Genomic DNA, 14,160 nt, shown 5'->3' on the forward strand with positions numbered 1-14,160 from the left:
TTCCAGAAGATGACTCTTCTAACGGTGCTCTCATGACTCCGCACAAACAATCCAAAGGGCCTCGGCGCCACGCTTACATTGAAGCGACGGAAAATGCGACATGACCCATGTGACGAGCCTCGATCCGAACCTGGCCGCATTGGGTCGAAGCCGAGCGCATCGACGCCGGCATCCAGCAATGCGGTGAGCGCCGCTCCGCCCATGAGCCCCAGACCCAGCACGGCGACTTCGCATTTCCGCATGAAGGCCTCGGGAGCGATGCTATGACGCGGTGATCATCGTGATGATTTGGCGGGTTTGCAAGGTCTGCGGGAGGCGATTACAGGGCGACGGCCTGCTCGCGGCAACCGCGTTGCGAGGCTTGGCCGATGATCCGAGATCGCGGAGCCCATCGATGATAACCTGAAAATACTGGATGAACTTAGGACCTCTCTGCTTCGCCATGACATGCCCTTACCCAATGCCTTTCAGAAATTGCATGACGATCCGGTATGCCGGTTCGTAGCAGGCAAGAACATGGGGGTCAGGGTCCACCTCACCGTGAAGCAGAGCGTTCCGCATCGTGTAAATGATTTCAACTAGACCGGCGGGTAAATCCTCCGATGTGCATTGAAAAGCCATCGACCCCGCCTGAAGCGCTGGGCCCCCGCCCTGAACGAGATTCACCATTGGACGCGGATTGCAACCATCATAAAGCTCTCGAAGAGTTACCTGTTGAGCGTTCGACAATGCAATAAATCCAGCTTGCTGATAAACGTCATTTGCATCGTATGCTTGCTGAATATGTTGAAACCGGATAACGCCCGCTGTTGCAGCGACCGTAATTTCGATATTCCCTCCAGCGATCTTCCGAACCCGATACTCGTGGTTATTTCGTGCCCTATGTTCGCTGTTAATCGAGCGCGGACGTATGCAAACCTGACGAAGGGAAACGAGCTCCGTATTGCCGTTCTTCCTCGATACCTCAAAGTGGATAGCATCCAGTTTGATCTGCAGATCGCAAACAGCTTGCTTTAGCACCTGCGACTCGGCGGTAGCGTTTCCATCCTGAAGAAGTGGCAATATCCGTCGGCGAAGTCGACTGTTCGGGTTGGTGATTGCATAGTTCAGCATCGCCCGTTCTTGGGTTTCGCCGCTATCATGCCGATACCACGCATTGAATGCAGCCCAGGCTTTGACGAAGGGACCGATATAGTCGATCTCGGCGCGATTCATCCAATCTCGCGCATGGGGAGGTAGAGGCATTACGCCGCCTCCTCGATTCGGGCTAGGAAGGACATTGCTGCTGCCTCCCCCTCTTCGATAGCAATCTCGACAGCCCTCTTCGCCGCGTCCAACATTTGTACAGCTCGGGCCTTAGCAACCCTCGAGTCGCGGACATCTTGCGTCACCTGATCTGTCACAGCGTCAGGGATGTTGGGCAAAGGAAGGCTGAAGATGTCCGCGTCCGCGATGGCTGGATACATGCTCGCGCTTGCATAAAGATCGAGAAGCTCGCAGATCACTGGAAGACGCAAATAGGTTAGCAGCACCTCGGGTGCGATGGCCTGTGGTTCGACCACAACAAAGCCGGACGAGCAGACAAACCCATCCTGCTCCGGTGCAATCTGAGCCGACAGCCTGCGGATTGGTCGGACGGTTGATGTGACAATGTCGTTCGGACGCACATGCCACGCTGCCCGGCTCGGCGCATCGCTGCAGGCGAGGGCCGTACTGCTGACGGCACCCATCCCATCGATGTCGCTAATCTCGATGTAGTCAAATGTCCGACATCTGTCGGGATCGAACTTCTCCCGCCTCGGGCCGGCAACGTCAGAAACCGTCCGCCTATCCTTCGAAAGGATGTCTATTAGCGCTCGGATACGAGGAGCAAAGAATCGTGCGTCCAGGCGCCCTGCACGGAGTGCCGCGTTGGCACGAGCCGTATAGCTCAGAGGCTCGGGAGGAATCCAATCAGCGAGCCCAATAGCGCTAAGAAGTTTGGTCTCCGCCTCCTGCTGCTTGCCGACTATCACCTTCCGCATGCTTAAGGATGCTTCGACAGCCCAATGTATAACCTAACGTCTCAATTAGGCGTGCAAGCCAAAGCTGCCGCGTGCGCTCTTCCGGCTTAAGCTGAAATTCTTTGCCACGTATCAGGCAATTCACGTACGGGACAAGCTTGCCCCTTATGCTTCGTTCTACAATACGGTTGTCAAGTGCGCGATTCTCTTCTTGAGAGAACAGCACGAACTCGTCTGCTGCCTCCCGCCTTCCGCTTTCAGCCATTCTATGGACCTTCCCCAGACCGCGCATTCTGGATGCGGCGGCGCAAATCGGATCAATCTATATTTGCTGGGGTTGGTAAGGGGAAGGGCTAGACGGGACGTCTGCCTATAGCACTTACGTGGTGGCTTTCCGTATGAAGATTAGATCGCGACGGGCTTCGCCGTGCTGGGGACAGAGGTCTTAGCCTTCTGGCGGAGAGGGAGGGATTCGAACCCCCGATAGGCTTGCACCTATGCCGCATTTCGAGTGCGGTGCATTCAACCACTCTGCCACCTCTCCTGAAGGCGCCATATGAGGAGCAGGGCCCCTGTGGTTGGGGGCGTTCATAAGCGAGGTTGGCGGGCCAGACAAGGCGCGAAAGGGGAAAAAGCGGGGGGTGTCTTTCCGGTTTTGCCGCGTCGTCGATGATTGGCACCCTTTCCTGGGCTTACCCCTCTCCCTAACCCTCCCCCACAAGGGGGGAGGGAACGCACCGATGTCGGGGTGCGACAAGCTTCCCGCGTCGAGGGGGCTGACGAGACAATCCCCCAGACGAAAGAGCCCTCACCCGGCCCGCGCGGACGATGCTTCGCATCGCCCGGGGCGCCGTAGTCGAAGCTTCGCTTCGACTACGGCCGCCCAAGGCGGCCTATGCTCTCCGGCACGCGGGAGAGGCGAAGGAAGAAACCGGGGTGGGACCGCCAGACGCGGTAAACACTGGCGGTCCCGTGCCGCTCATTGAAATGCTGGCCAGGAAGGGCGGCTTCGCCGGCCGGCGTGAGGCGACGGTTCCACCGTAGCGTGCAGCCGGGGCGCCGCAACGCAAAGCGGTCCTTAACCTAACCGATCAAGGTTACTCCTTGTCGCCTTTGGCCGCGTCCTTGTTGTTTTCCTTGGACTTTTTCTTAGCCTCCGCAGAATCCCGGTCCTTGCCGTTGCCGTTCTCCCGGTGGCGGTTGGTGAAGCGCGCATTGCCGAGGCCGGTGCCGATGGTGAGCACGCCCCAGCGGTCGATGTCCTGCATGAACGGCACCTCGGAGAGGCCCTGAACCACGCCGTCATTGTGCATCAGGATCGCGGTGTCGTGCCCGCCGATCTCAGGGATCGCCTCGACGAGGCTCGCCGGCAGGTTGAACTTGCTGCTCTCCCAATTGCCCGGCAGGTTCTGCGCGCCCTTCTCGATCGAGCCGTCCGCGTTGATCACGCCGGGACAGGCGATGCCGATGAAGGGCGCGAGCTTGAAGCCCTCGGCTTCGGCGTCCTCGATCAGGCCCTGAAGCATCTTCACCAGCCGCTTCACCGCGGCCTCGCGGCTCGGCTCGTCGTCGGCGTGGCGCCACAGATCGGATTTGAAGACGGACGCCTTGGAGAGATCGGGCGCCTTCTTCCAGCGCGTCTCGACGATGCCGCAGCGGATGTTGGTGCCGCCGATGTCGACCGCGAGGATGCTGTCATAGGCCTCGAATATCCATGACGGAGCGAGGTGCAGGGCGCCGATCAGGCCGGCATCGTCGGGGTCGAAGCGGATCGGCACCATCTCGACCTTGAAGCCTTCCGCCTTCAGGATGATCTCGGCCCTGGCGATCGCGATCTCGCCGAGCCTGGAGGCGCGAAAGCCGCCGCCGACCACGATGCATTCGGTCTTGGCCCAGGCCTTGGTCTTGAGGAACCGCCGCGTCACGTAGGCGAGCTCCTGCGCGAATTCCTCGATCGCGCTGTGCACGACGGCCGCGGCCTCCGCATCGTCGCCGCTCAGAACAGCGTCAAGAGCCTTCTTGCTGATCTTGTCCGAGGGCTCGTCGCCGAACGGGTCGTCCCCGCTCTTGCGCAGGGGTTTGCGCCATTCCTCGAGGATCTCGCGAAACGCGCCCTTGCTGGCGCGGTCGCCGAGAAAGCCCTCGTCGTCCTTGATCTCGATGTTGAAGCTGTCGACGTCGACCGAGGGCAGGCGGCTTGCCCCGTGCTGGGCGATGCCCGTTGTCTTGACCAGTTCGTCCGTTGCCATGGAAACCCTTGCCCCGAATGCTTAATCGCCAAGGACAACAGCCGGGGAACCCATTGGTTGCTGGGGCAGGCGAGATTCCGTGACGGGGCGCGGAAATCGCCCAAATCCTTCAAATCCGGGCGCTTTTCGGCAGTTTTCCTTGACTCTTCGCCGCCTGCGGCTATAAGTCCGCACAACCGGCGCGGGGCGTTTCTCGCGCCGCTTGTTTTTGCGTGGGTTTACAAAGGGATAACTCCCACCCGCACAAAACTCGCAGTAACCCGTAACGACTGATCAAAAAGCCGGCCCGTGACCGATGTCATGAGGCCGGGATTGAACACGGAGAAAAAACGATGTTCGCAGTCATCAAAACCGGCGGCAAGCAATACCGCGTCGTGCCGGATGATGTTCTCGAAGTTGGCAAGATCGAAGGCGAAGTCGGCTCGATCGTGCAGTTGAATGAAGTTCTGGTGGTCGGCGGCGACACGCCGGTGCTGGGCGTTCCGACGGTGGCCGGCGCCTCCGTTGCGGTCGAGGTGCTCGACCACAAGCGCGGCCCGAAGGTCATCGCGTTCAAGAAGCGCCGCCGCAAGAATTCGCGCCGCAAGCGCGGCTACCGCGACGAGATCACGGTGCTGCGCGTCAGCGAGATCCTGACCGACGGCGCCAAGCCCACCAAGGGCCCGCGTCCGAAGAAGGAAAAGGTCGCGAAAGAAGCCGCCGAGTAAGCTGAGACCGATCACGCCAGTTCACGAATTGAGGCGTGCGACGTTTTGAAATGATTCCGTCAAGGAATTGACCTAGAACTACGCAGGATTTCGGAGACGAGCCATGGCTCACAAAAAAGCAGGCGGTTCATCGCGCAACGGTCGCGATTCCAAGGGTAAGCGTCTGGGCATCAAGGTGTTCGGCGGGGAGCGCGTGATTCCCGGCAACATCATTGCGCGCCAGCGCGGCACCACCTGGCATCCCGGCCTCAATGTCGGCATGGGCACCGACCACACCCTGTTCGCCAAGATCGAGGGTCGTGTTGAATTCCAGGCCAAAGCCAATGGCCGCACCTTTGTCGCGGTACTCCCGCTCGCAGAGGCAGCTGAATAGACGGTGGATCTAATTTGGAGTCCGCCGGGTCCTTGACCGAACCGGCGGAGTCCCAGAGATCAAAAGATCGAAGGCTCCAGGGGAGGCAGGGAAACCGGCCTCCCCTTTCGTTTGACCAATGACTTGGTGAGCTTGACGGAGCCGGACATGTTGCAGGACTTTCTAGGCGTGACCTTAGCCGAGGCGAGACCCAGCGTCGTCGCCACCGAACGGCTGACGTTGCGGCGGCCGACGCTGGCCGACGTCAGGACCATCGCCCGGCTCGCCAATGACCGCCGCGTCGCCGAGAACACGCGACGCCTGCCGCATCCCTATTCGCAGGACGACGCGGTCGAATTCATCCGCGCCACGTCCGCGCTCGGAGCCGAGACCGTGTTCCTGATCGAGCACGACAGCGGGCCGATCGGCATGTCGGCATCGACTGCTCCACGCCCGACAATGCCGAGCTCGGCTACTGGCTCGGCGTCGAGCATTGGGGCCAGGGCTTCGCCACCGAGGCGGCGCGCGGCGCGATCGACTTCTTCTTCGAGGAGTTCGACGACGACCATCTCTATGCCGGCGCGCGCGTCACCAACCCGGCCTCGCGCAACGTGCTGGAGAAGTGCGGCTTCCAGTGGAGCGGCGTCCAGCTGCACCGCTTCCTGGCGCTGGGCTCCTCGACGCCTGTCGACTGCTTCCGCCTCTCGCGCGGGGTCTGGTCGTCGCTGAAGAGCTGGAGCAGCGCACGGCGGGTGAGGTAGGGGCGCGGACGACGCCGTGCTCACACCGGCGGCGTCACCTCTTCGCTCGCACGCCCGAGATCGCGCTCCCGCAGGTAAATATAGAACCCGGCGCCGATGATGATCGCGGCGCCGACGATGGTGGCCATCGACGGCACGTCGCCGAACACGACGAAGCCGAAGATCACGGCCCAGACGATCATCGAATATTGGTAGGGCACCACCACGCTCGCCGGCGCGAGCTTCAGCGAGCGGTTGACGCAGAACAGCGCGGTCACGGAAATCAGCCCCGCCATCGCGAAGAACACCAGGCTGCCTGGCGTCGGCGGCACCCAGTGGAAGGCGGACAGCACTGCGCCGAGCGAGAACGTGCCGATGAATTGCGAGGACGCCATCACGATGTCGGGCGTCTTGCGCAGGCTGCGCGTGATCAGCATCAGGGTCGCGAAGGACAGACTGCCGCCGAGCGCGATGAGTGCCGGCAGGCTCACCGTCTGCGCCGAGGGCCGCAGCGCGATCAGCACGCCGCAGAAGCCGATCAGGATCGCGGTCCAGCGCCGCCAGCCGACCTTCTCGCCCAAAAAGATCGCCGACATCGCGGTGACGAAAATGGGACCTGCGAGATAATAGGTGATGACATCGGCGAGCGGCAGATAGACCGTCGCCAGGAAGAAGGCGGCGACTTCCAGCGTCGACAGCACGACGCGAACCAGCTGCAAACGCGGCCGCTCCAGCTGCAGGAACTGGTGACGCTGCCGCCAGATCAGCGGCGCCAGCAAGAGCAGCGCCGCGCAGGCGCGCAGGAACAAAAGCTGCCCCACCGAATACGTCCCGACCAGGAACTTGCCCGTGGCATCGCCGAACGAGAACATGAAGATCGACAGCACCATGAGGCCGATGCCGGCGAGGCGCGCGGAGCGGTCGTCATAGGCGGAGAGTTTCTTGAAGAGGGGCATTGCACGGACTGCGAAGGGCCGTCATTGCGAGCGAAGCGAAGCAATCCAGAGACTTTCCGTGGCGGCAGTCTGGATTGCTTCGCTGCGCTCGCAATGACGAACGGAGAGAGCGTCGGGACTCGGCCGATAGTGCCGCTTGCGGTCGTTTTAATGACGTGGGCCAGCACGACAAGCCCGCGCAAGCCGAATTGAACGGATTGTCGCAGTCTTCGCGGCGCGGTAGCGATAGGCGCCCCGCGAGCAGAGAGCATCGTCATGACCGATTTCGATCCGGCCCGGCATCGCATGATCCCGGCGCAACGCTGGTTTGAGGATTTCGTGGTCGGCGAACGCTTCGTGCTGCCGAGCCGGACCCAGACCTCGGCGGTGTTCGCGGCCTTCCAGACCGCGAGCGGCGACACCCATCCGGTGCATTACGACGTGGAATATTGCCGCAGCCGCGGCATGCCGCATCTGCTCGCGCACGGCTTTCAGACCTTGATCCACACCGCGCCCGGCGCGGGTCTGTTTCCGTTCATGGTCGAGGAGTCGCTGGTCGGCTTCCTCGAGCAGTCGAGCCGGTTCCTCAAGCCTGTTTACGCCGACGACACCATCTATCCCGCGCTGGAGGTCATCGAGTTGGTGCCGGGACGCACGACCGGCGCGGTGACGCTTCGCAGCACGGTGTTCAATCAGCGCAAGGAGCTGGTGCTGGAGGGCCTGCAGAAATTCCTGATCCGGCGGCGGCCGGCATAAACCTATTCGATCACGTCATCGGCGGTCGCGAGCAACGTCGGTCCGATCGCCAGGCCAAGAATCTTCGCGGTCTTGCGATTGAGGACAAGCTCGAACTTGGTTGCCTGCTGCACCGGCAGTTCGGCCGGACGGGCGCCCTTGAGCACGCGCGCCGCGTATTCGCCAGCGAGCTCCATGACGTTGAAATAATCCGAGCCATAGCTTGCGAGGCCTCCGGCCTCGACATAGTCACGGACATCGAAGATGGTCGGCAGGCGATGGCGCAGCGCCAGCTCTGCAATGCGGGCGCGATGAATGTAGAAGAAGCCTTCCGGCCCGAACACCAAGCCTGCACCGGGCGCCGACGGAAGCTGCGCGAGCGCGGCGTCGATCTCACCCTCCGTATCGGCATTGAGCACCTCGATGCGAATACCAAGCGGCGACGCGGCGCGCTGCATGTCGGCAACGAAGGGCGCCGCCAGGGCCGAGCTCGGCTTCACCAGGGTAAAATAGCGCGATACGCCAGGCACGAGCTCGCGGAAAATGCCGAGCCGTTTGGCTGACAATTCGGCGTTGAGCGAGGTGATGCCGGTGGCGTTGCCGCCGGGACGGTTGAGGCTGTCGACGAGGCCGAGCGCGACCGGATCGGTCCCGGAGGAGAATACGATCGGGATCGTCGACGTGGCCTCCCGCGCCGCCACGGCAGCGGCCGTGCTGCCGGGCGTAGCGATGAGTGAGACGTTGCGCCGGACCAGATCGGCTGCGAGGGAGGCGAGCTCCTGGTTCCGCCCCGCGGCCCAGCGGTATTCGACGGACACGTTCTTGCCCTCGACAATGCCACCCGAGGCCAGCCCCTTTCGGAATGCCGCGAGCCGCTTGACGTTCTCCTCGGCAGAGCCGGCGTGCAGAAACCCCATCACCGGCATGGTCGGCTGCGCGCGAGCACGCGACAGCATCGCAACCGAAATCGCGCCCCCGATGAACTGCCGCCGCCGCATCCGCGCCCCCTGCTCCGGCTCGGCTATATCACATCCCGCCGACGCGGCATCCATGCGACTGATTAAGCACAGGGCCGAATTCGCGGAATTTCGGCCGATTTGCGGGGTCTTCCGGGTTGCCGGAGGGAGCCGGCTGGCCTACCTATGGCCCATGAAATTCCTCGACGAAGCAAAGGTCTATATCCGCTCCGGTGACGGCGGAAACGGCTGCGTGGCGTTCCGCCGCGAGAAGTTCATTGAGTTCGGCGGTCCCTCCGGCGGCAATGGCGGCCGCGGCGGCAATGTCATCATCGAGGTCGCCGACGGCCTCAACACGCTGATCGACTACCGCTACCAGCAGCACTTCAAGGCCCAGAAGGGCGAGAACGGCATGGGCTCCGACCGCCATGGCGCCAACGGCAAGAACATCGTGCTGAAGGTCCCCGTGGGCACGCAGATCTTCGACGAGGACCGCGAGACGCTGATCCACGACTTCACCAAGGTCGGCGAAAAATTCGTGCTGGCCGAGGGTGGAAACGGCGGCTTCGGCAACGCGCATTTCAAATCCTCGACCAACCGCGCGCCGCGCAACGCCAATCCCGGCCAGCCCGGCGAAGAGCGCTGGATCTGGCTACGGCTGAAGCTGATTGCGGACGCCGGCCTCGTCGGCATGCCCAATGCCGGCAAGTCGACCTTCCTCTCCAAGGTCAGCGCGGCGCGGCCGAAGATCGCCGACTATCCCTTCACCACGCTGCATCCGCAGCTCGGCGTCGTGAACGCCGACGGCCGCGAATTCGTTCTCGCCGACATTCCCGGCCTGATCGAGGGTGCGCATGAAGGCACTGGTCTCGGCGACCGCTTCCTCGGCCATGTCGAGCGCTGCCGCGTGCTGCTGCATCTGATCGACGCAACTAGCGAGCATGCCGGCAAGGCCTACAAGACGGTCCGCAAGGAGCTCGATGCCTACGGCGGCCAGCTCACCGACAAGATCGAGATCGTCGCGCTGAACAAGATCGACGCGGTCGAGCCGGACGAGCTGAAGAAGCAGAAGGACCGGCTGAAGCGCGCCGCCAAGAAGACGCCTCTGCTGCTGTCCGCCGCCACCGGTCAGGGCGTCAAGGAAGCGTTGCGTGCGCTGGTCGAGGTGATCGGCGAGGCTCCGGTGTCAGCCAAGGCCAAGAGCGCCGCCGAAGCGGAGCCGTGGTCGGCTTAAGGCGGCCTATGCCGACCTCTCCCCTTGGGAGAGGTTTTCTTCGCGCCATCAATAGCGCAATATCCGGCAAACGCAGTGTTGGAGCGATAAGCATGGCGCGGGCGAAGAACGTTCTCTGGATCATGTGCGACCAGCTTCGCTATGATTATCTCGGCTGCACCGGCCATCCCACGCTGAAGACGCCGAACATCGACGCCATGGCGAGGCGCGGCGTGCTCTTCACCAAGGCCTATGTGCAGTCGCCGATCTGCGGACCGTCGCGGATGTCGTTCTATACCGGCCGCTACATGCGCTCGCACGGCTCGCACTGGAACGGCTGGCCGCTGCGTGTCGGCGAGCCCACGCTCGGCGATCACCTCAACAGGATCGGCGTGCGCAACGTGCTGGTCGGCAAGACCCACATGGCGCCTGATCTCGAAGGCATGAAGGCGCTCGGCATCCCGCCGGAATCCGTCATCGGCGTGCACGTCGCCGAATGCGGGTTCGAACCCTATGAGCGCGACGATGGCCTGCATCCCTCGGGCCGGCCACGTCCCAAATACGACGAATATCTGCGCAGCCAAGGCTTTGAAGCCAGCAACCCCTGGGAGCATTGGGCCAATTCAGGCGCGGCGGACGACGGCAGCTTGCAGAACGGCTGGCTGCTGGTGCACGCCGACAAGGCCGCGCGCGTGCCGGACGAGCATTCCGAGACGCCTTACATGACGCGGCGCGCGATGGACTTCATCAGCGAGGCCGAGACCGACGGCAGGCCGTGGTGCCTTCATCTATCCTACATCAAGCCGCACTGGCCCTATATTGCGCCAGAACCCTACGCCAGCATGTACTCGACCGAAGACATGATTCCGGCGATCCGCTCGATGCGCGAGCGCCAGAACCCGCATCCGGTGTTCGGCGCCTACATGGACATGCGCTACTCTCGCAACATGGCGCGCGACGAGGCGCGGGAGAAAGTGATCCCGACCTATATGGGCCTGATCACCCAGATCGACGACCAGATGGGCGTGCTGATGAAGTTTCTGGAGGAACATGGTCTGCTGGAAACCACCATGATCGTGTTCACCTCCGATCACGGCGATTATCTCGGCGATCACTGGATGGGCGAGAAGGATCTGTTCCACGAGCAGTCCGCAAAAATCCCGCTCATCATCATCGATCCGTCGAAAGAAGCCGATGCCACGCGCGGCACACAGAGCGATGCGCTGGTGGAAGGCATCGATCTCGCGCCGACCTTCGTCGACTATTTCGGCGGCAAGGTGCCTGGCCATATCCTCGAAGGGCGTTCATTGCTGCCGCTGCTGCGTGGGCCGACGCCGGGTGATTGGCGCAGGGTGGCATTCTCCGAATATGACTACGCGATGCAGGATGTCAGGCTGAAGCTGAACCAGCCGATCGAGCGCTGCCGCCTGTTCATGGTGTTCGACGGCCGCTGGAAATATATTCATGCGTCAGGCTTCCGCCCGATGCTGTACGACCTCGAAACCGATCCGCTTGAATATGTCGACCGCGGCGATGACCCGGAATGCGCCGGCATTATCGCCCGGCTGCAGGCCGAGCTGTTCGACTGGGCGCTGCATCCGAACGACCACATCACCACGCCGCGCGAGAAGATCGCGAACTACGCCGACAACCAGCTCCAGGTGAAGGGCGGGATCTTGATCGGCATCTGGGATGAGCAAGAACTTGCTGCGATCAAGGAAGAGATCGCGCAGCGCGCGAAGATGTGAGCAGCTCTCCACGAGTCTGCATCGCCGGACACAACCGAACATCCATCCACGCCGTCATTGCGAGCGCAGCGAAGCAATCCAGGACTGTATCTGCGGAGGGATTCTGGATTGCTTCGCTGCGCTCGCAATGACGGGAGGAGAGACTAATTCTCGATCCTGTACCCCGTCGCCTTCACGATCGGCTGCCAGAACGCCGTATTCGCGGCGAGCTCCTTCGATAACCCCTCCGCGCTGCTGCCAACCGGGATCAGCCCGATCGCCGTGAGCTTCTCCTTCACCTCGGGCTTCGCCAGGGCCGCACTTGCGGCGGCGCCGAGCTTGTTCGCAAACTCCGGCGGGCTGCCGGCGGGAAGCCACATGCCGTACCAAGCATCCGCAACGAGATCGATGCCATCCTCCTTCAGGGTCGGAACGTCGGGCGCGAAGGGCGAACGCTCCGCGTTCGAGACCCCGATGATCTTCACGCTCTTAGCGCGATGCTGCGGCAGCGCATCGGCCAATGTCACGATGCCGAACGAGATGTGGCCGCCGATGAGATCGTTGAGGATCGGCGCACTGCCGCGATAGGGCACGCGCGTCAGGGGAATGCCGAGATCCTTCTCCAGTTTCGAGCCGGCGAAGTGCGGAATGGTACCGTTGCTCGGCACGCCGAAAGAGGTTTGGTCCGGATGCGCCTTCAGCCAGGCGACGAATCCCTTGAAGTCGGCGACGTCCATGGCGGGACCAACCACGAGCGCGAACTCGAACCGCGCCAGCAGCGAGACCGGCATGAAATCCTTCGCGGTATCAAAGCTCGGCGTCGTCTCGACCATCGGCAGCAGGTACATGGTGGGCCCCGTCGTCACTAGCACCATGCTGCCGTCGGGGCTTGCGCCTTTCACCGCCTTGATGCCGATCAGGCCGTCACCGCCGGTGCGGTTCTCGACCACGATGGTCCGGTGCAGCACTGGGGCCATCTCCTGCGCGATCAGCCGGCACAGCGTGTCGCCACCGGCGCCGGCCGCGAACGGGAAGATGATCTTGCTCAAAGCGGCCTGCGCCTGCACCTCGCCGGCTTGCGCCAGCAGTGGCAGACCGAGACATCCGGCCATGAATTTGCGGCGATCCATTGGTTTCCTCATCCGGCCTGCTCTTGGTTGACGGCATTAGAACCGGGCCAGCCGGCAAGACAAGGCCGACCTTCGGCGTTTACCATCCCGCTGCCTTGCGCCAGCCATCGTCCTGCTGCAAAAGGCAAGCCTGACCGGCGCCGCCCTCCGCTCCGCCGTTTCAACGCAGAGCAATTCGTCCCGTAGCGCCGACACATCCGCACATGGCCAGCCCCGAACTCAGTCAATTCCGCCGCATCGTCGTCAAGGTCGGCTCCGCGCTACTGGTCGATTCCGACAAAGGCGAGGTTCGCGCCTCTTGGCTGGCCGCACTCGCCGACGACATGGCCAGGCTGCACAAGGAGGGCCGCGACATCCTCGTGGTGTCGTCAGGCTCGATCGCGCTCGGCCGCAGCCGGCTCAAGCTGCCGCGCGGTCCGCTGAAGCTGGAGGAGAGCCAGGCCGCCGCCGCCGTCGGCCAGATCGCGCTGGCGCGAATCTGGTCGGAGGTACTCGGGGCGCACGATATCGGCGCCGGGCAAATCCTCGTGACGCTGCAGGACACCGAGGAGCGCCGCCGCTACCTCAACGCCCGCTCGACCATCGGCAAGCTGCTGGAATGGCGCGCGATCCCCGTGATCAACGAGAACGACACGGTCGCCACCACCGAGATCCGCTACGGCGACAATGACCGCCTCGCCGCGCGCGTCGCCACCATGGCGAGCGCCGATCTGCTGGTGCTGCTCTCCGACATCGACGGGCTCTACGACGCGCCGCCGAAGAACAATCCGAACGCAAAGCTCATTCCGGTGGTCGAGAGCATCTCCTCCGAGATCGAGGCTGTGGCGGGAGACGCCGAGTCCGAGCTGTCACGCGGCGGCATGCGCACCAAGGTCGAGGCGGCCAAGATCGCCACGACCGGCGGCACGCATATGCTGATTGCATCGGGCAAGATCGAGCATCCACTGCAGGCGATCGCTGATGGCGGCCGCTGCACCTGGTTCCTGACTCCAGCCAATCCCATCACCTCGCGAAAGCGCTGGATCGCGGGCACGCTGGAGCCGAAGGGCACGCTGACCATCGACGCCGGCGCGGTGAGGGCGCTGCGCGCCGGCGCCAGCCTGCTGCCCGCCGGCGTCATCAAGGTCGAAGGCCAATTCACCCGCGGCGACGCCGTCATCGTGCGCGGCCCCGACACCAGCGAAGTCGGCCGCGGCCTGATCGCCTATGACGCCGAGGTCGCCGAACGGATCAAGGGCCGCTCCTCACCCGACGTGATGACGATCCTCGGCATCAGCGGCCGGTCGGAGATGATTCATCGCGACGATCTGGTGGTGGGCGGGTAAGGCTTTTCGTCAGGCCCGCGCTTGTCCAAGCCAAGGGAGGCCGGGTCCAGCCCGGCCTTGACGCCGGAGGTGGGCCAGTGGCCGATCT

The 14,160-nt window shown here is 63.0% G+C and carries 12 protein-coding genes, 1 tRNA gene and 1 pseudogene; 7 read left to right on the plus strand and 7 right to left on the minus strand.

The genetic code is table 11. The annotated features are described in order from the left end of the window. Positions 1-453: 453 nt before the first annotated feature. From IF809_RS33205 to IF809_RS33220, 4 genes are all read right to left on the minus strand, one after another. On the minus strand, positions 454-1,215 hold the full coding sequence (locus IF809_RS33205; RefSeq protein WP_462839639.1) for a hypothetical protein: 762 nt from the start codon (positions 1,213-1,215) through the stop codon (positions 454-456). Between the two features lie 29 nt (positions 1,216-1,244). Then, positions 1,245-2,024, minus strand: coding sequence for a hypothetical protein (locus tag IF809_RS33210; protein ID WP_462839640.1), 780 nt, complete (start codon positions 2,022-2,024; stop codon positions 1,245-1,247). A 433-nt stretch (positions 2,025-2,457) separates the two neighbouring features. After that, positions 2,458-2,547: transfer RNA gene (locus tag IF809_RS33215), tRNA-Ser, on the minus strand. A gap of 553 nt (positions 2,548-3,100) precedes the next feature. After that, the gene (locus IF809_RS33220; protein WP_462839641.1) at positions 3,101-4,252 is read right to left on the minus strand and encodes an ROK family protein; all 1,152 of its coding nucleotides are present in this window, start codon (positions 4,250-4,252) and stop codon (positions 3,101-3,103) included. A gap of 332 nt (positions 4,253-4,584) precedes the next feature. Between IF809_RS33220 and rplU the strand changes: the two genes are divergently transcribed. The 3 genes and pseudogenes from rplU to IF809_RS33235 all read left to right on the plus strand — a co-directional run bounded on the left by rplU (position 4,585) and on the right by IF809_RS33235 (position 6,072). Next, on the plus strand, positions 4,585-4,959 hold the full coding sequence (gene rplU / locus IF809_RS33225) for a 50S ribosomal protein L21 (protein ID WP_092290017.1): 375 nt from the start codon (positions 4,585-4,587) through the stop codon (positions 4,957-4,959). Positions 4,960-5,062: 103 nt separating this feature from the next. Then, a complete protein-coding gene (gene rpmA / locus IF809_RS33230; protein WP_092234086.1) occupies positions 5,063-5,332 on the plus strand; it encodes a 50S ribosomal protein L27 in 270 nt (89 codons plus the stop codon). A 147-nt stretch (positions 5,333-5,479) separates the two neighbouring features. After that, positions 5,480-6,072, plus strand: a pseudogene (locus IF809_RS33235) (GNAT family N-acetyltransferase). 20 nt (positions 6,073-6,092) lie between these two features. Here IF809_RS33235 and IF809_RS33240 read toward each other — a convergent pair. Next, a complete protein-coding gene (locus IF809_RS33240) occupies positions 6,093-7,007 on the minus strand; it encodes a DMT family transporter (RefSeq protein ID WP_462839642.1) in 915 nt (304 codons plus the stop codon). A 255-nt stretch (positions 7,008-7,262) separates the two neighbouring features. Between IF809_RS33240 and IF809_RS33245 the strand changes: the two genes are divergently transcribed. Then, a complete protein-coding gene (locus IF809_RS33245; RefSeq protein ID WP_453981380.1) occupies positions 7,263-7,742 on the plus strand; it encodes a MaoC family dehydratase in 480 nt (159 codons plus the stop codon). Between the two features lie 2 nt (positions 7,743-7,744). Here IF809_RS33245 and IF809_RS33250 read toward each other — a convergent pair whose 3' ends face one another. Continuing rightward, positions 7,745-8,719 (minus strand): ABC transporter substrate-binding protein, encoded by a 975-nt coding sequence (locus IF809_RS33250; RefSeq protein ID WP_462839643.1) that lies wholly within the window; start codon positions 8,717-8,719, stop codon positions 7,745-7,747. A 151-nt stretch (positions 8,720-8,870) separates the two neighbouring features. Here IF809_RS33250 and obgE point away from each other — a divergent pair, with 151 nt between their 5' ends. Both obgE and IF809_RS33260 read left to right on the plus strand, forming a co-directional pair. After that, entirely contained in the window at positions 8,871-9,911 is a 1,041-nt protein-coding gene (gene obgE, locus IF809_RS33255) for a GTPase ObgE (protein ID WP_128963424.1), read from the plus strand. A 92-nt stretch (positions 9,912-10,003) separates the two neighbouring features. Then, a complete protein-coding gene (locus IF809_RS33260) occupies positions 10,004-11,638 on the plus strand; it encodes an alkaline phosphatase family protein (protein ID WP_462839644.1) in 1,635 nt (544 codons plus the stop codon). Between the two features lie 143 nt (positions 11,639-11,781). Here the strand turns inward: IF809_RS33260 and IF809_RS33265 are convergent, their stop codons facing one another. Further along, on the minus strand, positions 11,782-12,747 hold the full coding sequence (locus tag IF809_RS33265; RefSeq protein ID WP_462839645.1) for a Bug family tripartite tricarboxylate transporter substrate binding protein: 966 nt from the start codon (positions 12,745-12,747) through the stop codon (positions 11,782-11,784). Between the two features lie 203 nt (positions 12,748-12,950). On the opposite strand from IF809_RS33265, the gene proB reads away from it, so the two are divergent. Next, a complete protein-coding gene (gene proB, locus IF809_RS33270; protein WP_453981375.1) occupies positions 12,951-14,072 on the plus strand; it encodes a glutamate 5-kinase in 1,122 nt (373 codons plus the stop codon). Positions 14,073-14,160: the final 88 nt, after the last annotated feature.

It is taken from the genome of Bradyrhizobium sp. UFLA06-24 (assembly GCF_054967145.1).